This window comes from Streptomyces sp. NPDC006879, assembly GCF_042869595.1.
GTDB lineage: Bacteria > Actinomycetota > Actinomycetes > Streptomycetales > Streptomycetaceae > Streptomyces.
Map to the genome: position 1 here is coordinate 12,369 of NZ_JBIAGC010000025.1, position 16,735 is coordinate 29,103.

Annotated in this window: 15 protein-coding genes; 13 read left to right on the forward strand and 2 right to left on the reverse strand. The window is 69.4% G+C overall.

What is annotated here, in order from left to right; genetic code table 11:
- The first annotated feature begins 149 nt into the window (after window positions 1-149).
- From ACFYMC_RS19150 to ACFYMC_RS19200, 11 genes are all read left to right on the forward strand, one after another.
- Window positions 150-866, forward strand: a complete 717-nt coding sequence (locus ACFYMC_RS19150; protein ID WP_388526561.1) for an AAA family ATPase — start codon at window positions 150-152, stop codon at window positions 864-866.
- A gap of 214 nt (window positions 867-1,080) precedes the next feature.
- Entirely contained in the window at window positions 1,081-1,890 is an 810-nt protein-coding gene (locus ACFYMC_RS19155) for an enhanced serine sensitivity protein SseB (protein WP_388526563.1), read from the forward strand.
- A 110-nt stretch (window positions 1,891-2,000) separates the two neighbouring features.
- Window positions 2,001-2,741 carry an enhanced serine sensitivity protein SseB C-terminal domain-containing protein gene (locus ACFYMC_RS19160; RefSeq protein WP_388526412.1) on the forward strand — a complete coding sequence of 247 codons (741 nt, stop codon included), beginning with the start codon at window positions 2,001-2,003 and terminating at the stop codon, window positions 2,739-2,741.
- Between the two features lie 393 nt (window positions 2,742-3,134).
- Window positions 3,135-4,133 (forward strand): ABC transporter permease, encoded by a 999-nt coding sequence (locus ACFYMC_RS19165; protein WP_388526415.1) that lies wholly within the window; start codon window positions 3,135-3,137, stop codon window positions 4,131-4,133.
- An 81-nt stretch (window positions 4,134-4,214) separates the two neighbouring features.
- A complete protein-coding gene (locus ACFYMC_RS19170; protein ID WP_388526418.1) occupies window positions 4,215-5,996 on the forward strand; it encodes an ABC transporter substrate-binding protein in 1,782 nt (593 codons plus the stop codon).
- 137 nt (window positions 5,997-6,133) lie between these two features.
- The gene (locus ACFYMC_RS19175; protein ID WP_388526421.1) at window positions 6,134-7,132 is read left to right on the forward strand and encodes an ABC transporter permease; all 999 of its coding nucleotides are present in this window, start codon (window positions 6,134-6,136) and stop codon (window positions 7,130-7,132) included.
- Window positions 7,129-8,223: an ABC transporter ATP-binding protein gene (locus ACFYMC_RS19180; protein WP_388526424.1), complete on the forward strand. Its 1,095-nt coding sequence runs from the start codon at window positions 7,129-7,131 to the stop codon at window positions 8,221-8,223. Before ACFYMC_RS19175 ends, ACFYMC_RS19180 begins: the two co-directional genes overlap by 4 nt.
- Window positions 8,220-9,302 (forward strand): ABC transporter ATP-binding protein, encoded by a 1,083-nt coding sequence (locus ACFYMC_RS19185; RefSeq protein ID WP_388526426.1) that lies wholly within the window; start codon window positions 8,220-8,222, stop codon window positions 9,300-9,302. Before ACFYMC_RS19180 ends, ACFYMC_RS19185 begins: the two co-directional genes overlap by 4 nt.
- Window positions 9,303-9,436: 134 nt before the next feature.
- Window positions 9,437-10,102 (forward strand): trimeric intracellular cation channel family protein, encoded by a 666-nt coding sequence (locus tag ACFYMC_RS19190; RefSeq protein WP_388526566.1) that lies wholly within the window; start codon window positions 9,437-9,439, stop codon window positions 10,100-10,102.
- Between the two features lie 173 nt (window positions 10,103-10,275).
- Entirely contained in the window at window positions 10,276-11,139 is an 864-nt protein-coding gene (locus tag ACFYMC_RS19195; protein ID WP_388526429.1) for a thioesterase family protein, read from the forward strand.
- A 145-nt stretch (window positions 11,140-11,284) separates the two neighbouring features.
- Window positions 11,285-12,448 carry a cysteine desulfurase family protein gene (locus tag ACFYMC_RS19200; protein ID WP_388526432.1) on the forward strand — a complete coding sequence of 388 codons (1,164 nt, stop codon included), beginning with the start codon at window positions 11,285-11,287 and terminating at the stop codon, window positions 12,446-12,448.
- A gap of 332 nt (window positions 12,449-12,780) precedes the next feature.
- On the opposite strand, the gene ACFYMC_RS19205 is transcribed toward ACFYMC_RS19200, so the two are convergent.
- Window positions 12,781-13,476 carry an N-acetylmuramoyl-L-alanine amidase gene (locus ACFYMC_RS19205; RefSeq protein WP_388526434.1) on the reverse strand — a complete coding sequence of 232 codons (696 nt, stop codon included), beginning with the start codon at window positions 13,474-13,476 and terminating at the stop codon, window positions 12,781-12,783.
- 88 nt (window positions 13,477-13,564) lie between these two features.
- Between ACFYMC_RS19205 and mnmA the strand changes: the two genes are divergently transcribed.
- Window positions 13,565-14,692, forward strand: a complete 1,128-nt coding sequence (gene mnmA, locus ACFYMC_RS19210; RefSeq protein ID WP_388526437.1) for a tRNA 2-thiouridine(34) synthase MnmA — start codon at window positions 13,565-13,567, stop codon at window positions 14,690-14,692.
- A gap of 12 nt (window positions 14,693-14,704) precedes the next feature.
- Here mnmA and ACFYMC_RS19215 read toward each other — a convergent pair whose 3' ends face one another.
- Window positions 14,705-15,628 (reverse strand): NADP-dependent oxidoreductase, encoded by a 924-nt coding sequence (locus tag ACFYMC_RS19215; protein ID WP_388526439.1) that lies wholly within the window; start codon window positions 15,626-15,628, stop codon window positions 14,705-14,707.
- Window positions 15,629-15,756: 128 nt separating this feature from the next.
- Between ACFYMC_RS19215 and ACFYMC_RS19220 the strand changes: the two genes are divergently transcribed.
- Window positions 15,757-16,734, forward strand: a complete 978-nt coding sequence (locus ACFYMC_RS19220; RefSeq protein WP_388526442.1) for a GlxA family transcriptional regulator — start codon at window positions 15,757-15,759, stop codon at window positions 16,732-16,734.
- Window position 16,735: the final 1 nt, after the last annotated feature.

A 16,735-nucleotide genomic window follows, 5' to 3' on the forward strand; every position in this document is an offset into this window, starting at 1 on the left:
CGCACATCATTGCACGGCACCGGCCCGGGCGGGGGAGTCGGGCCGAACTCGGATTCCGTTTGACGGCATGGAACCGGAAACCGTTTGTCTTGGATTACCGTCTCTTTACACTCAGTGGGCATGGGGCTACCAGCCCTGACTGGGAGGCGATCACCTTGCGGAGACCCGGACCATTCGCGACGACGAGCCCGAACGGCGCAGCCGCCGCAGCCGTCCCGGCGCAGCCCGGCAGAGCCGTCCGGGAGGCGTTGCGGGCCCGGTCGGCGACCGCCCCTCAACTACTGAGGTCCGCCACACCCGTCCGTGACCTGCGCGGTCGGGGCGCCGACAGCCCGCGCCAGCTGACCTTCGCGGGGGGTGACGTGGTGGTCGTCTCCGGCCTCCCCGGCAGCGGCAAGAGCACCCTGATCTCCCGCGCCGTCGCCGGTCACGCCGTCGACTCCCAGGAGACCCGCGAGCGTTGGGAAACGCGGATGCCGGGGCTCCTGCCCTATGCCGTCTACCGGCCGCTGGTACGTCTCGCCCACTACGCGGGCCTGTGGCACGTCCTGCGTTCCGGCAAGAGCGTCGTCGTCCACGACTGCGGCACCCAGACCTGGGTGCGCAGGCTCCTCGCCCGGGAGGCCCGCCGGCGCGGCCGGTCCCTGCACCTGCTGCTGCTCGACGTCACCCCCGACGAGGCGCTCTCCGGGCAGGCCGCGCGGGGGCGCGGGGTCTCCCGCTACGCCTTCGCCCGGCACCGGCACACCGTCACCCGGCTGCTCGGTGACGCCGAAGCGGGTCGCGTCCCGCGAGGCTGCTCCTCCACCGTGCTCCTTGACCGTGCCTCGGCCACGCAGTTGACCGGCATCGGCTTCGGCCCTTGAGGGCGGTCCCGTCATTCCCGGGGGGAGCGGCTCGCGGGCGTCAGATGTAGTGCGCCGCAAGGCGGATGAGCCTCCCCATACCGGGGTGTATTCGGGTGATCTGTCACTGCGGTGGGGCGCCGTAGCTGTCATCGGGCACCCGCCGGAGGTAACGGGACAGCCCTAGTAGGGTGCGCAGCGCACGCGCGGTGTGGGGGAGAGGACCTCGATGAGCATGGACCAGGGCAGCCAGGGCGGCGCCACCTTCGCAGGCGAGGGCCACGGAGGGTACCCAACGCAGGCCTCCGGTGCGCCCGGGGGCGGTTGGCCGGCGAACGAATTGGAGGAGGTCCTGTCCGCGGCCCTGGGTAACCCGGCGGCCGGCGGACGTCTGATCGAGGTGCTCGGGCGCAGCCAGGTCTGGGTTCCGCTGCCGAGCGGCGGCTCACCGGACGCCGCCAAACTGGACCTTCCCACCATGGACATCGGCGGTGAGGCCTACGTACCCGTCTACAGCTCTCAAGCCCAGTTCGACCACTGTGCCGGGGCCCACATGCCGTTCGCGGTCGCGCCGGCGGTGGAGTTCGCCCGTGGGCTGCCGCCCCAACTGGGCATCGCGGTCAATCCCGAGGGAGTGATCGGGGTTCCGCTGCCACCTCCCGCCGTCGCCGAGCTGTGCCGCGCCGGCCGGACCTCCCTGGACGGGCCCGCCACCGGTGGTCGGGTGCGCCTGTGGGAGCCGGACTGGAAGGAGGACCCGGCGGACTTCCTCTCCGCCGTGGCCGAGGAGTTCCGTACCGGTGCGTCGGTCAGTACCGCCCGCCGGTGCCTGGCGAGCATCGAGGGCGACACGCCCGTCCTCTTCATCGGTGTCCAGATCTCGGGACGCGAGTCCAGCGACGCGGATGCCGTGATGGAGGCTCTCGGGCGCGCCCTTGGCCGGATCCAGCCACCGTGGCCGGTCAATCTGGTGCTGCTGGACGTGGCTCAGGACCCGGTTGCGGACTGGCTCCTGGAACAAGTGCGTCCGTTCTACCTGGCCTGACCGTGCGCGGCACACGGCCGATCGGGCGCGCCGCGCGGCGGGGCGTTGTCGATGGCGCCGCTTAAGCTGGACCCAATTGCGTCGGCTGGATGATGAGGGGCGGTAGACGGGTGAGCGCGTCGGGCAAGGCCGCGGCCGGGCAGGTCGAGGAGATGCTGCGCCAGGTGACGCCCGGGCGCTACGACAGCTACGAAGCACTGCTGCACGCCTTGGCGGACGGCCGGGTGTGGATGCTGTTGTGGCACGGGCAGCCCGGTGCGCCCGACGCCCAGTACGGATCCATGGAGATGGGCGGGCAGGGGTACGCACCCTGCATCACCTCCCCCAAGGAGTTGACCGCCAGCGGCTGGAACCGCTCCTGCGAGGTGGTGACGGGGCGTGAGATCGCCCGAACCCTGTATCCCGAGCGCTGGGGGTTGTGGCTCAATCCGCACGCAGCGGGGGGCGGGGTGGGTGTCCCCTGGGCCGATCTGCGCCGCATCGCCACCGGCCTGGACCGGATGCCGGCGGGCCCGTTGCGGATCAGCGAGCCCGCCGTGGAGATCCCCCAGTTCTACGCGCTGCTCACCCGCAACGCCCACCAGACCCCGGCCGTTCGATCCCTGCGCCGCGCCTGGGTGCAGCCCACCGTGGGCAACGCCCAGCTCACCGTCGGCCTGGACCTCTACGACCTCTCGCCCAGCTCGGTGGAAGCGGCCCGCGAGATGATGCGCCAGTCCGTTTCGGCAGTCCCGGCGGGTTTGCCGGTCTCCACCGCTTCGCTGGCCGACGACCACGACCCGGTCGCCCTGTGGATGCGCGCCCAGGCCCGGCCGTTCTACGACCGCGAGGCTCACGTCGGGGCGTACTGACCGCCGCCTCGCGTGGCGAGTGGATCCTTCACCAGGGGCCGTACTGATTCCTTGATCAGTACGGCCCCTGTCCGTCTGCCCGCCAATTCTCCTACTCGGCAATGGTGTTGGGTGGCATGTCCCATGTGTCGCGTACGACCGCCCTTGCTCCGCTGAGCCGACACGGGAGTTCGGATAACGGAAGTCCCATGCTCACATCACGAATACGCATCCTTTCCCCGTCGGGTCTGGCGGCTGATCACAGCCGCGTTGAAGACTCCGTGCATCCAACGACCTGGCGGTAATACGCCGGTCCTTCTCCAGCACTCGCTACTTCGCAGCACGACGTGAACCAAGCCGCTACAGCGGCGGGCATGGGCCAGCCACCGCTGGCCGAGAGGGGCTCCCACCACGATGACGGCACCACTGCACGACACGAGCGAGGCCGAGGCCGCCGCTGTCGACGTAGCCGCCGACCTCCCGCAGAAGGCGATCGAGGGACGCTCTCCGTGGAAGATCGCCTGGACCCGCCTCAAGCGTGACAAGGTCGCGCTCGCCGGCGGAATCGTGGTGGTCCTGCTGATCTTCGTCGCGATCCTGGCACCACTGATCGTGAAGCTCCTCGGGCATCCGCCGGAGGACCTGCACGAAGACCTGTTGGACCCGCTGCTCGGTCTTCCGCTCGGCGACTACGGCGGCATCAGCAAGGACTTCCTGCTGGGTGTCGAGCCGGTCAACGGCCGTGACGTCTTCAGTCGTATCGTCTACGGCGCGCGGATCTCCCTGCTGGTCGCCTTCCTCTCCGCCTTCGTGGCGGTCACCCTGGGCACCGTCTTCGGCATCATGGCCGGCTACTTCGGTGGCTGGGTGGACGCGGCGATCAGCCGGGTGATGGACCTGCTGCTGGCCTTCCCGCAGCTGCTCTTCATCATCGCGCTCGTCTCGGTGGTGCCCAACGAGCTCTTCGGCTTCGAGGGGTCGGGCCTGCGCATCGCAGTGCTGGTGCTGGTCATCGGCTTCTTCGGCTGGCCGTACATCGGACGCATCGTTCGCGGTCAGACCTTGTCCTTGCGGGAGCGGGAGTACGTCGAAGCGGCCCGCAGCCTGGGGGCCGGCCGGGCGTACATCCTCTTCCGTGAGCTCCTGCCGAACCTGGTGGCGCCCATCACCGTCTACACGACGCTGATGATCCCCACCAACGTGCTGACGGAAGCCGCCCTGAGCTTCCTGGGTGTCGGCGTGAAGCCGCCGACCCCGTCCTGGGGCGAGACCCTGGCCACCGCGACGCGGACCTACCAGGACGACCCGCTCTTCATGATCTTCCCGGGCATGGCGATCTTCATCACCGTTCTCGCCTTCAACCTGTTCGGCGACGGTGTGCGTGACGCACTCGACCCGAAGGGCTCGCGCTAGCAGCCCCCTCTGGGAAAGACAGTACCCATCGGAAAACTCGGCCCATCAGGGACCGTAAGGACAACGGAGGTTGCGAGCATCGTGACTACCCACCGCACGTCGAAGCGCCTGGCGGCCAGCACCGCCGTCGTGCTCGCGGCCATGTTGACGGCGACCGCCTGTGGCGGCGGCGACAAGGACTCGGACGACTCGGGCAAGCCGGGCGCGGCAGCCGGCTTCAACGCCGGCATCGGCAAGATCGCGAACGCCTCGGACAAGTCGGGTGGCGAGCTGAAGTTCGTCGGTACCCAGGATGCCGACTCGTGGGACCCGCAGCGCGGCTACTACGGGTTCATGTGGGACTTCGCCCGCTACTACACCCGCCAGCTCGTCAGCTTCAAGGCTGAGCCGGGCCAGGCCAGCACCGAGTTGGTGCCGGACCTCGCGACCGCCAACGCCGAGATCTCCGATGGTGGCAAGACCTACAAGTACACCCTGAAGGACGGCGTGACCTGGGAGGACGGCTCGCCGATCACCTCCAAGGACATCAAGTACGGCATCGAGCGCACCTGGGCCCAGGACGTCATCGCCGGTGGCCCCGTCTACCTGATGCAGGTCCTCGACCCGAAGACCGAGTACAAGGGTCCCTACAAGGACACCGACCCGGAGAAGCTCGGCCTGAAGGCCATCGAGACCCCGGACGACAAGACCATCATCTTCAAGCTCCCGAAGCCCAATGGTGACTTCGAGCAGATGCTGGCCATGCCGGCCGCTTCCCCGGTCAAGCGCGAGAAGGACACCGCCGCCAAGTACGGCCTGAAGCCCTTCTCCAACGGCCCGTACAAGATCGACTCGTACGAGCCGAACAAGAGCATGAAGCTCTCGCGCAACACCAACTGGAAGAAGGAGTCGGACACGATCCGCAAGGCTCTTCCGGACACCATCTCCGTGACGTTCATGGCGAACTCCGACGACATGGACAAGCGCCTGCTCAACGGGGACTTCGACCTCGACATCAACGCGACCGGCATCGGCCAGGCGGCCCGCGCCACCGCGCTGCGCGACCACAAGGCCAACCTGGACAACGGCCAGACCGGCTTCATCCGCTACGCGGTCTTCCCGCAGACGGTCGCGCCGTTCGACAACATCGACTGCCGCAAGGCGGTCATCTACGCGGCCGACAAGAAGTCCCTGCAGACCGCCCGAGGTGGCCCGCAGGCCGGTGGAGACATCGCCCCCAACATGCTCCCGCTGGGCATCAAGGGCTCGGACGGCGCCTACGACCCGTACGAGGTCCTGAAGAACGACGGCGGCCCGAACGTCGAGAAGGCCAAGGAGCACCTGAAGGCCTGCGGCAAGCCGGAAGGCTTCAAGACCACCATCGCGGTGCGCAACAACAAGCCGGTCGAGATCGCCACCGCCGTCTCGCTGCAGAACGCCCTGAAGCAGGTCGGCATCGAGGCCTCCGTCGACCAGTTCGACGGTGCCCAGACCTCCGGCATCATCGGTTCGCCGAAGGTCGTCAAGGACAAGAACTACGGCATCATCATCATGGGTTGGGGCGCCGACTTCCCGACCGGTCAGGGCTTCTCCCAGCCGCTGGTCGACGGCCGCTTCATCCTGCAGAGCGGCAACAACAACTTCTCCGAGCTCAACGACCCGGCGATCAACAAGCTGTTCGACGACGCCATCGCCGAGACGGACCCCGACAAGGCCGGCGAGATCTACAAGCAGATGAACATGAAGGTCTCCGAGGCCGCCGTGTACCTGCCGTTCGTCTACGACAAGACGATCACCTGGCGCAGCAGCCGGCTGACCAACACCTACACCGCGGACGCCTACAACGGCCGCTACGACTACGCCTCCCTGGGCGTCGTCAAGTAGTCCGCAGTAGTCCAGTCAGTCAGTTCCAGTTCCAGTGCCACACCCGCTAGGCACGAAGGGCAGGTGATGGCCGCGGCGACGGCCCGGGGGCGCTCTCCAGAAGAGGGCGCCCCCAGGTCGCAGCCAGGCCGAGCGCAGTGCTTGCATATCTCATCCGGCGGATCTTCGCCGTAGTCGTCATGCTGATGGTCATCACCCTGGTGACCTTCGGAATCTTCTTCCTGTTCCCGAAGATGATCGGTGCGGACCCGGCTCTCTACTTCATCGGGAAGCAGTCCGACCCGGCCTCCATCGAGGGCATCCGGCAGAAGATGGGTCTCAACGACCCGATCCTCGTCCAGTTCGGTAAGTTCGTCGTCGGGCTGGTGGCGGGTCGTACGTACGCCAACGGCAACGACGTCACGCACTGCGCCGCACCCTGCTTCGGCTACTCCTTCAAGACCGAGCAGGAGGTCTGGCCGCTGCTGCTGGACTGGCTGCCGGTCACACTGTCCCTCGCGGGCGGCGCGGTGATCCTCTGGGTCATCGGCGGCATCACCACCGGTGTCACCTCCGCCCTCAAGCGCGGCACGGTCGTGGACCGCTCCGCCATGGGCGTGGCCCTGGCCGGTGTGTCCCTCCCCATCTACTTCACCGGCATGCTCGCGCTGGCGCTCTTCGCCGACCAGCTCGGCTGGTTCGGGCGGCCCGACGTCGAGTTCGCCGACGACCCGGCCAAGTGGTTCAACGGCATGGTCCTGCCCTGGGTCTCCCTCGCCTTCCTCTACGCGGCGATGTACGCCCGTCTCACCCGCGCGACGATGCTGGAGGTCCTCAACGAGGACTACATCCGCACCGCCCGAGCCAAGGGCCTGACCGAGCCCGTGGTCATCTCCAAGCACGCCATGCGCTCCACGATGACGCCGATCCTCACCGTTCTCGGCCTCGACCTCGGGGCACTGATGGGTGGCGCGGTGCTGACCGAGTACACCTTCTCCCTGCACGGTCTCGGCTACAACGCGGTCCGCGCGATCAGCGAGCACGACCTCCCGGTCATCCTCGGCGTCACCTTGATCTCGGCCTTCTTCGTCGTGGCCGCCAACCTCGTCGTGGACCTGATGTACGCGGTGATCGACCCCCGAGTGAGGCTGTCATGAGCGACCTGACCAAGACCGGCGCCCTTGGCGAACCCGTCGTGGACTCGGCCCCCTCGACCGCCTTCCTCGAAGTGCGTGACCTCCAGGTCCACTTCCCGACCGACGACGGCCTGGTCAAGTCGGTCGACGGGCTGTCCTTCACCTTGGAGAAGGGCAAGACCCTCGGCATCGTGGGCGAGTCCGGCTCCGGCAAGTCGGTGACCTCCCTGGGCATCATGGGTCTGCACCGGGTCGGCCAGTACGGTCGACAGAAGGCCCGCATCTCGGGTGAGATCTGGCTGAACGGCAAGGAGTTGCTCTCCGCGAGCGAGGACGAGGTGCGCAAGCTCCGCGGCCGGGAGATCGCCATGATCTTCCAGGACCCGCTGAGCGCCATGCACCCCTACTTCACCATCGGCAAGCAGATCTCCGAGGCCTACCGGGTCCACCACAAGGTGGACAAGAAGACGGCCCGCAACCGCGCCGTCGAGCTCCTGGACAGGGTCGGCATCCCCGAGCCGCACAAGCGGGTGGACAACTACCCGCACGAGTTCTCGGGAGGCATGCGTCAGCGCGCGATGATCGCGATGGCGTTGGTCAACAACCCCGAACTGCTGATCGCCGACGAGCCGACCACCGCCTTGGACGTCACCGTCCAGGCGCAGATCCTGGACCTGATCCGGGACCTGCAGAAGGAGTTCGGCTCAGCCGTCATCATGATCACCCACGACCTGGGCGTGGTGGCCGAGATGGCCGACGACCTGCTCGTCATGTACGGCGGTCGATGCGTGGAGCGCGGTCCCTCCGAGAAGGTGTTCTACGAACCACAGCACCCCTACACCTGGGGCCTGCTCGGTTCGATGCCGAGGATCGACCGCGACCAGACGGAGCGGCTGATCCCGGTCAAGGGCTCGCCGCCCAGCCTGATCAACATCCCCAGTGGTTGTGCCTTCCACCCGCGCTGCCCCTACGTCGACGTGCCCAAGGGCGGCGTCTGTCGCACACAGCGCCCCGAGCTGACCCAGGTCGGCGACCGGCACTTGTCCGCCTGCCACATGGCGCAGGAGGAGCGGACCCGGATCTGGACCGAAGAGATTGCGCCGAAGCTGTGAGCGATGTGAACGAGACCGCGACGGCCGCCATCCCTGAGCAGGCGACCACCTCTCCGGAGCCGTTGCTGAAGGTCACCGGGCTGACCAAGCACTTCCCGATCACCAAGGGGGTGCTGCGCCGGCAGGTGGGCGCGGTCAAGGCCGTGGACGGCCTCGACTTCGAGGTCCTGCCGGGTGAGACGCTGGGCGTGGTCGGTGAGTCCGGCTGCGGCAAGTCCACCATGGGTCGACTGATCACCCGCCTGATGGAGCCCACCGGCGGAAAGATCGAGTTCGAGGGCAACGACATCACGCATCTGGGCACCGCTGCGATGCGGCCGATGCGCCGTGACGTCCAGATGATCTTCCAGGACCCCTATGGTTCCCTGAACCCGCGGCACACCGTGGGTTCGATCATCTCGGCCCCCTTCAAACTCCAGGGAGTCACACCCGAGGGCGGGATCAAGGCGGAGGTCCAGCGGCTGCTGTCCCTGGTGGGGCTGAACCCGGAGCACTACAACCGCTACCCGCACGAGTTCTCCGGCGGCCAGCGCCAGCGCATCGGCATCGCCCGAGCGCTGGCGCTCAAGCCCAAGCTGGTCGTCGCGGACGAGCCGGTCTCGGCGCTGGACGTCTCCATCCAGGCCCAGGTGGTCAACCTGATGGACGACCTCCAGGACGAACTGGGCCTGACCTACGTGATCATCGCCCACGACCTGTCGGTCATCCGCCACGTCTCCGACCGCATCGCGGTGATGTACCTGGGCAAGATCGTCGAGCTGACGGACCGCAAGTCGCTGTACGAGTCGCCGATGCACCCGTACACCAACGCCCTGATGTCCGCCGTTCCGGTTCCTGACCCGAAGCGGCGGGGCGTCAAGAGCGGGCGCATCCTGCTCAAGGGCGACGTCCCCTCGCCGATCTCGCCGCCCAGCGGTTGCCGCTTCCACACGCGTTGCTGGAAGGCCACGGAGGTCTGCAAGACCCAGGAGCCGCCACTGGTGGCGCTCAAGCCGGGCCATCAGGTCGCCTGCCACCACCCTGAGAACGCGGCCGGCACCCCCGCCGCGGCGGCGGCTCCGGCGCCCGCAGCGGAGTAGAGCCAAGAAGCGGAAGGTGTCCGTCCGTTCCCGTGCCGGACGGACGCCGCCCGCTGCCGGGTCACTCGGTGGCCGCCCCCGTCGCCCCCGGGGCGGCAGGGGAGCGGCGGGTCGCCACCCGGCACAATGAGGGCGTGCTCCCCGACCTCTTCACGCCAACCGTCCAGCATGCGCTGGACATCATCGGCATCTTCGTCTTCGCGACCTCCGGTGCGCTGCTGGCCGTGCGCAAGAACTTCGACGTCTTCGGTATCGCGATGCTCGCCATGGTCACCGCGTTGGGCGGGGGGCTGTTCCGCGACTTGATCATCGGAGCGGTCCCGCCTGCCGCCTTCACTGACTTCGGGTACTTCATCACCCCGTTGGTAGCCGCGACGCTGGTCTTCTTCCTGCACCCCGAGGTGCAGCGCATCAACACCACCATCAACGTGTTCGACGCCGCGGGACTCGGGCTGTTCTGTGTGACCGGTACCACCAAGGCCTACGAGTACGGGCTGGGGCTTCCCCAGTCGGCCGCGCTGGGCCTGGCCACGGCCGTCGGCGGCGGCGTGATCCGGGACGTCCTGGCCAACGAGGTGCCCTCGTTGCTGCGGGACCGCGAGATGTACGCGGTGCCCGCCATCGTCGGCGCGGGTCTTGTGGCCGTTTTCATCGCCTTCGACGTGCTGGACGGGGTGACCAGCACCGTCGCCGTCGTCGCCGCCTTCTGCTTCCGACTGTTGGCCATGCGCTACCACTGGCGGGCACCGCGGGCCTGGAACCGTCGCTCCTCGGTGGCGGAGGACGAGGCTTCGGTGTAGCGAGGGACTCTCGCCCGCCGCACCCCGCACCCCGCACCCCGGACCGGCCCGAGTGCCCTCACCCGCACGACGCCGGGTCAGTGCGACGGACCCACCCCGATCCCGCCTTCCCGGACAGCATCCGCCAGCCAAAAAGCTACCGCTTAGTAGCCCCGCGAGGTAGATTGGTGCCCATGGGACAGGCAGAGGCACTCACCGCGCTGGCCGCCATCGGCGACAGCGAGTTCGACCGCGACACGGCGGTCACCCCCCGACCGGGCGAGCCCGGCGTCTATGACGCGGAACTCTCCGCCGGCTGGACGATCATCACCGCGGTCAACGGCGGCTACCTGCTCGCCCTCATAGGTCGGGCGCTCTCACAGGCCCTCCCGCACCCGGACCCCGTCACCGTGTCCGCCCACTACCTCACCCCCTCCACGGCGGGCCCCGCCCTCGTGCGCACCGAACTCATCAAGAGCGGACGCACCCTCTCCACCGGCCAGGCCTCCCTCTACCAGTACGACGACTCCGGCGCAGAGGTCGAACGCATCCGCGTCATCGCCCGCTACGGCGACCTCGACTCCCTGCCCGCAGACGTTCGGACCACCGCCACGGCTCCGTCCCTCCCGCCCTACGACCACTGCCTCGGCCGCGAGGACGGGCCGGCGCCGATCCCCGGTAGCTCCGAGATCACCGAGCGGCTCGACCTCCGCCTCGACCCCGCCACCGCGGGATGGGCGATCGGAGCCCCGTCGGGCAAGGGCGAAATGCGGGCCTGGTTCGGCCTGGCGGACGGCCGCGACGCCGATCCGATCTCCCTGCTGCTGGCGGTAGACGCCCTACCGCCCACCGCCTTCGAAATGGGTCTCCTCGGTTGGGCCCCGACGGTCGAACTCACCACGCACATCCGGTGCCGCCCCGCGCCCGGCCCGCTGCGGATCTCCATCACCACCCGCAACCTCGCCGGAGGCTTCCTCGAAGAGGACGCGGAGGTCTGGGACAGCGCCGACCGGCTGGTCGCCCAATCCCGCCAACTGGCCGCCGCACCCCGCACCTGAGCCCCACCACACGCCCGAAAGAGTCCGGACCCGGCATCGGTCCGCCACCGGAGCGGACCGATCCGGCCAACAGGCACCCCCAGGGCATCCCGAGGCCGGACGCCGGGACCAAGCCTGCGAGCGGGCTCGTAGAATCATGCCCACCATGGCTTATCTCGACCACGCCGCGACCACCCCGATGCTGCCGGAAGCCGCCGAGGCGATGACCGCGCAGTTCACCGTCACCGGCAACGCGTCCTCACTGCACGCCGCCGGCCGTCGGGCCCGCCGAACCGTCGAGGAGTCCCGCGAGACCCTCGCCGAAGCCCTCGGCGCCCGCCCCAGCGAGGTGGTGTTCACCGCAGGCGGCACCGAAGCCGACAACCTCGCGGTCAAAGGACTCTACTGGGCCCGCCGCGACAGCGACCCCGCCCGCACCCGGGTGCTCACCAGTCCGGTGGAACACCACGCCGTCCTCGATGCCGTGCACTGGCTCGGCGAACACGAAGGCGCCCGGGTCGAATACCTCCCCGTCGACCGCTACGGACGCATCCACCCAAGTGACCTGCGCGAGGCGATCGCACGCAACCCCGCGGACGTGGCGCTCACCACCATCATGTGGGCCAACAACGAGATCGGCACCGTCCTGCCCATCGCCGAGCTCGCCGCCGTCGCGGCCGAGTACGGCGTCCCGATGCACTCCGACGCCGTCCAAGCCGTCGGGCAACTCGACGTGGACTTCGCCGCCTCCGGCCTGGCCGCCCTGACCCTCAGCGGACACAAGATCGGCGGACCGTACGGCATCGGCGCCCTGCTTCTCGGCCGTGCGTGGTCCCCGGTACCCGTCCTGCACGGTGGCGGCCAGGAACGGCAGGTCCGCTCCGGAACCCTCGACGTGCCGGCGATCGCCGCCTTCGCCGTGGCCGGCGAACTGGCGGCAAGGCGCCGCGAGGCGTTCGCCCGGGACATCGGAGCCCTGCGTGACGACCTGATCAGCGCCGTCCTGGCGGCGGTTCCCGACGCGGTCCTGGGCGGTGACCCCCACGACAGGCTCCCGGCCAACGCGCACTTCTCCTTCCCCGGCTGCGAGGGTGACTCGCTGCTGCTGCTCCTCGACGCCCAGGGCATCGAGTGTTCCACCGGTTCCGCCTGCACCGCGGGCGTGGCCCAGCCCAGCCACGTCCTGCTGGCCGTCGGCACCGACCCCGAGCTTGCCCGCGGCACGCTGCGCTTCTCGCTCGGCCACACCTCCACCCGCGCCGACGTCGAAGCGGTGGCCAAGGCCATCGGCCCAGCCGTGGAACGCGCCCGTACCGCCGGCCTCAGCTGATCCCACCAGCGGAAGGGGCCGGACCGGCCCCCCGGTGAGCTTCGGCCGCCGTCCGCCGCCGAGCCCGAGCTCCTGGGCTCGGGCCGAGGTGTGCCGCCCGCGGCGTGCAGGCCGTCGCCGGATGCGGTGGGCGTGGTGCCGCGCCGCTCCCCGGTGCACCGCCAACTGTATTAATTCCGCTGCCATTTGGGCTGCCCGTCGGTGGCGCTCCAGAGCCCGCCAGGCGGGCTCCCACGGTGCCGGCCACCCCGCTCGATCAGCAGGTCGGCGCGACCGCGGACTGATGGCGTGGGGGCAACCGGCAGCCCCCGGGGAACCGCGGTGCGCACGAGCTAGCCGGCCGGCTCCGTGCGGGCCGCGGCGGCCTCGGCCTCGCGGTCCAGGCCCGCGCGGGCCGCCCGGACCAGCCTGAGGTAGCGGGGCCAGTCCCAGTACGGGCCGGGGTCGGTGTGGTCCGCTCCGGGCACCTCGACATGGCCGACGATGTGCTGCCGGTCGATCGGGATGCCGTACCTGCGGCAGATGTCCGCCGTGAGGCGGGCGCTGGCGGCGTACATCGCGTCCGTGAAGCTGCTCTTGCGGTGCACGAACCCCTCGTGCTCGATGCCGATGCTGCGCTGGTTCCACGATCGGTTGCCCGAGTGGTAGGCGACGTCCAGCTCCCGCACCATCTGTGCGATGTGCCCGTCCTTGCGCACCACGTAGTGCGCCGCGGCCTTGTGCTTGGGGTCTTTGAACACCTTCAGCGCGACCGGGAAGCTGCCCTGCACCACATGGATGACGACCCGGTCGACCCGGTAGTCGTCCGGGCGGTCCGCTCGCCGCCAGTTGGCCTCCGAAGCCGCGGTCCAGGAGGCGCCCTTGTGATCCAGCTCACCGGGCTTGCGCGGCTTGGACGCCACCGGCCCGCGCCACCAGGCGTCCCCGGATCCGTTCTGCTGCGCCACCGCCACCCCGAGGACCGCGCCGATGCCGCCGAGCAGCAGCACCCGCCGCGCCGGACCTCCGCGTCTTCTCCCGCGTCCCATGCGAGACCACCCCCGTATTCGGTTTCGGTCTCCCCAACGAAAACACGCGAGCATCCAGTTCCCGGGGAGCCGTACCCTGGTGGGTGCTATGACTGACATCCCGCAGCCCCCGCGCCCGCTCCGTGTCCTTGCCGCCATGTCCGGCGGGGTGGACTCCGCCGTCGCCGCCGCCAGAGCCGTCGAAGCCGGACACGAGGTCACCGGCGTGCACCTCGCGCTCTCCGCCAACCCGCAGTCCTTCCGGACCGGTGCGCGCGGTTGCTGCACCATCGAGGATTCCCGTGACGCCCGCCGCGCCGCGGACGTCATCGGCATCCCCTTCTACGTGTGGGATCTCGCCGAACGCTTCCGTGAGGACGTGGTGGAGGACTTCATCGCGGAGTACGAGGCCGGTCGCACCCCGAACCCGTGTCTGCGCTGCAACGAGAAGATCAAGTTCGCCGCGCTGTTGGACAAGGCCCTCGCCCTCGGGTTCGACGCGGTCTGCACCGGTCACTACGCCACCGTCGTGCGGAACGAGGACGGCACCCGCGAGCTGCACCGCGCCTGCGACATGGCCAAGGACCAGTCCTACGTCCTCGGTGTCCTCGACGAGAAGCAGCTCGCCCATGCGCTCTTCCCGCTCGGCGACACCTTGACCACCAAGGAGGAGATCCGGGCCGAGGCCGAGGCCCGGGGTCTGGCGGTGGCGAAGAAGCCCGACAGCCACGACATCTGCTTCATCGCGGACGGCGACACCCAGGGCTTCCTCGCGAGCCGCCTCGGCAAGGCGGAGGGCGACATCGTCGATGCGTCCGGCGCCAGGCTGGGCACCCACGACGGCGCCTACGGTTTCACCATCGGGCAGCGCAAGGGTCTGCGCATCGGCCATCCGGCACCCGACGGCAAGCCTCGCTACGTGCTCGACATCTCGCCGGTCAACAACACCGTCACCGTCGGCCCGGTGGAGGCCCTGGACGTCACCGCCCTGAGCGCGATCAAGCCCCGCTGGTGCGGTGCCCGGGAGGCAGCTCCCGGTACCTACACCGCGCAGCTGCGCGCCCACGGCGGTGAGAGCGAGGTGTTCGCCGAGGTCGTCGACGGCGAACTGCGGGTGACCTTCACCGAGCCGGTCCGCGGTGTAGCTCCCGGCCAGGCGATCGTGCTGTACGACGGGACCCGCGTGGTGGGTTCGGCCACGATCGCGAGCACGGTCCGGGCCGCGGCCGGCGTCTGATCCAGCGGTGGCTCAGGCCACCGTCAGGACGATCTTTCCGGTGGTGCGACCGCGTTCGCCGATCTCGTGTGCCTCGGCGGCGCGTTCCAACGGGAGCACCGTGTCGATCTGCGGGCGCAGCTTGCCCTGCGCGACCATCTCGGCGATCGCCTGGAGTCCCGCGAAGTCGGGCTCGACGATGGTCCAGCCGGTGTGCACGCCCGCGGCTTCCTCCGGTACGGAGTCCGGGCTGGGCAGCGTCACCAGGTGGCCGCCGGGGCGCAGCACCTGAAGCGAGCGGGTTCCGTAGTCTCCGCCGACCGAGTCGATCACGATGTCCACGTCGGACACGAGCTCGGTGAAGTCGGCGGTGCGATAGTCGATCACCTCGTCCGCGCCGAGCTCGCGCAGCAGCTCGTGCTTGGCCGCGCTGGCCGTTCCGATCACGTATGCGCCCAGCGCCTTGGCGATCTGCACCGCGAGGTGGCCGACCCCGCCCGCGGCTGCGTGGACCAGGACCCGCTGTCCGCTGCGCAGCCCCGCGGTGTCGACCAGTGACTGCCAGGCGGTGAGCGCGGCCAGCGGCAGCGCGGCGGCGCCGACGTGGTCGATGTTCTGCGGCTTGCGTACGAAGTGACGGGCGGGTGCGGTCACGAACTCGGCATAGGCGCCGGCCTGCTTCGGGAAGTTCGGCATGCCGAACACCTCGTCGCCGGGCTGGAAGAGGGTCACCCCCGGGCCGACGGCTTCGACGGTGCCCGAGACGTCCCAGCCGACCACGGGCGTCTGACCCCAGGCGATGAAGGCCCCCGATGTGCGGGTCTTCCAGTCGACCGGGTTCACACCCGCCGCGTGGACCCGCACCAGGATCTCCGCCAGGCCGGGTTCGGGACGCTCGATCTCGGTCTCCTTGAGTACCTCGGGACCGCCCCACTGGCTGACGACTACAGCGCGCATGAAATCTCCTTGACGAATGGGATGAGTATGTCCCTGACCTGCCGGTTTCTCCGGCGTCAGGACAAGCATCGATGGGATCGAGTGATCGTGGTGTTGGCCGTACTGCCACTATCTGACAGAATCGGGCCATGCATCGTGTGGTCATCCTTGCCCTGGACGGCGTCCCGCCGTTCGAGCTCGGCATCCCGTCCAGGGTCTTCGGCAACGCCCGCGGCCCGGGGGGCCAGCCGCTGTACGAGACAGTCGTCTGCACCGCCGACGGACGTCCGGTCAGCAGCGACGCCGGGTTCACGGTCACACCAGCCGCCGGCCCCGAGGCCCTGGAAGCCGCCGACACCGTGATCATCCCGCCCACCGACGCCATGCGTGAGCTGGCCCGCGGCGGCACCCTCCCGGTGGCTCTTGCCGAGGCACTCGGGCGGATCCGGCCAGGCGCCCGGCTGGTGTCGATCTGCACTGGTTCCTATGTCCTGGCCGCTGCCGGCATGCTCGACGACCGACCGGCCACCACCCACTGGCTCAAGGCCGAGGAGTTCCGCAGGGCCTTCCCCCGGGTCAAGCTCGACGAGGACGTCCTCTTCGTCGACGACGGTGACGTGCTCACCTCCGCCGGGGTGGCCGCCGGTGTCGACCTCTGCCTGCACCTGGTGCGGCGCGATCACGGCAGTGCCGTGGCCAACCTGACCGCACGGCTGTGCGTGGTCCCTCCCTGGCGCGAGGGCGGGCAGGCGCAGTACATCGCCCGGCCCGTACCCCAGCCGAGCCTCGCCACCACATCCGACACCCGGGCCTGGGCGATGGAGCGGCTGCACGAGCCGATCTCGCTGCCCGAACTCGCGGCGCACGCCCGCATGAGCCTGCGCACCTTCACCCGCCGCTTCCGCGACGAGGTGGGCACCACCCCGGGGCAGTGGCTCACCGCACAGCGACTGGAGCTGGCTAAACAGCTCCTGGAGACCAGCGACCTGCCGGTCGACCTGGTGGCCCTGCGGTCCGGCTTCGGCTCGGGCAACTCGCTGCGCCAGCACATGCGCGCCGCCTTCGACGTCTCGCCGATCGCCTATCGGCGCACCTTCCGTCGGACTCCGCCAGTGGCCGTGGCCTGAG

Bases quoted from the DNA above. Each gene is read 5' to 3' on its own strand.
- mnmA (WP_388526437.1), top strand. From the start codon at position 13,565: ATGACTGACATCCCGCAGCCCCCGCGCCCGCTCCGTGTCCTTGCCGCC.
- ACFYMC_RS19195 (WP_388526429.1), top strand. From the start codon at position 10,276: ATGGGACAGGCAGAGGCACTCACCGCGCTGGCCGCCATCGGCGACAGC.
- ACFYMC_RS19155 (WP_388526563.1), top strand. From the start codon at position 1,081: ATGGACCAGGGCAGCCAGGGCGGCGCCACCTTCGCAGGCGAGGGCCAC.
- ACFYMC_RS19200 (WP_388526432.1), top strand. From the start codon at position 11,285: ATGGCTTATCTCGACCACGCCGCGACCACCCCGATGCTGCCGGAAGCC.
- ACFYMC_RS19205 (WP_388526434.1), bottom strand. From the start codon at position 13,476: ATGGGACGCGGGAGAAGACGCGGAGGTCCGGCGCGGCGGGTGCTGCTG.
- ACFYMC_RS19220 (WP_388526442.1), top strand. From the start codon at position 15,757: ATGCATCGTGTGGTCATCCTTGCCCTGGACGGCGTCCCGCCGTTCGAG.
- ACFYMC_RS19180 (WP_388526424.1), top strand. From the start codon at position 7,129: ATGAGCGACCTGACCAAGACCGGCGCCCTTGGCGAACCCGTCGTGGAC.
- ACFYMC_RS19215 (WP_388526439.1), bottom strand. From the start codon at position 15,628: ATGCGCGCTGTAGTCGTCAGCCAGTGGGGCGGTCCCGAGGTACTCAAG.
- ACFYMC_RS19165 (WP_388526415.1), top strand. From the start codon at position 3,135: ATGACGGCACCACTGCACGACACGAGCGAGGCCGAGGCCGCCGCTGTC.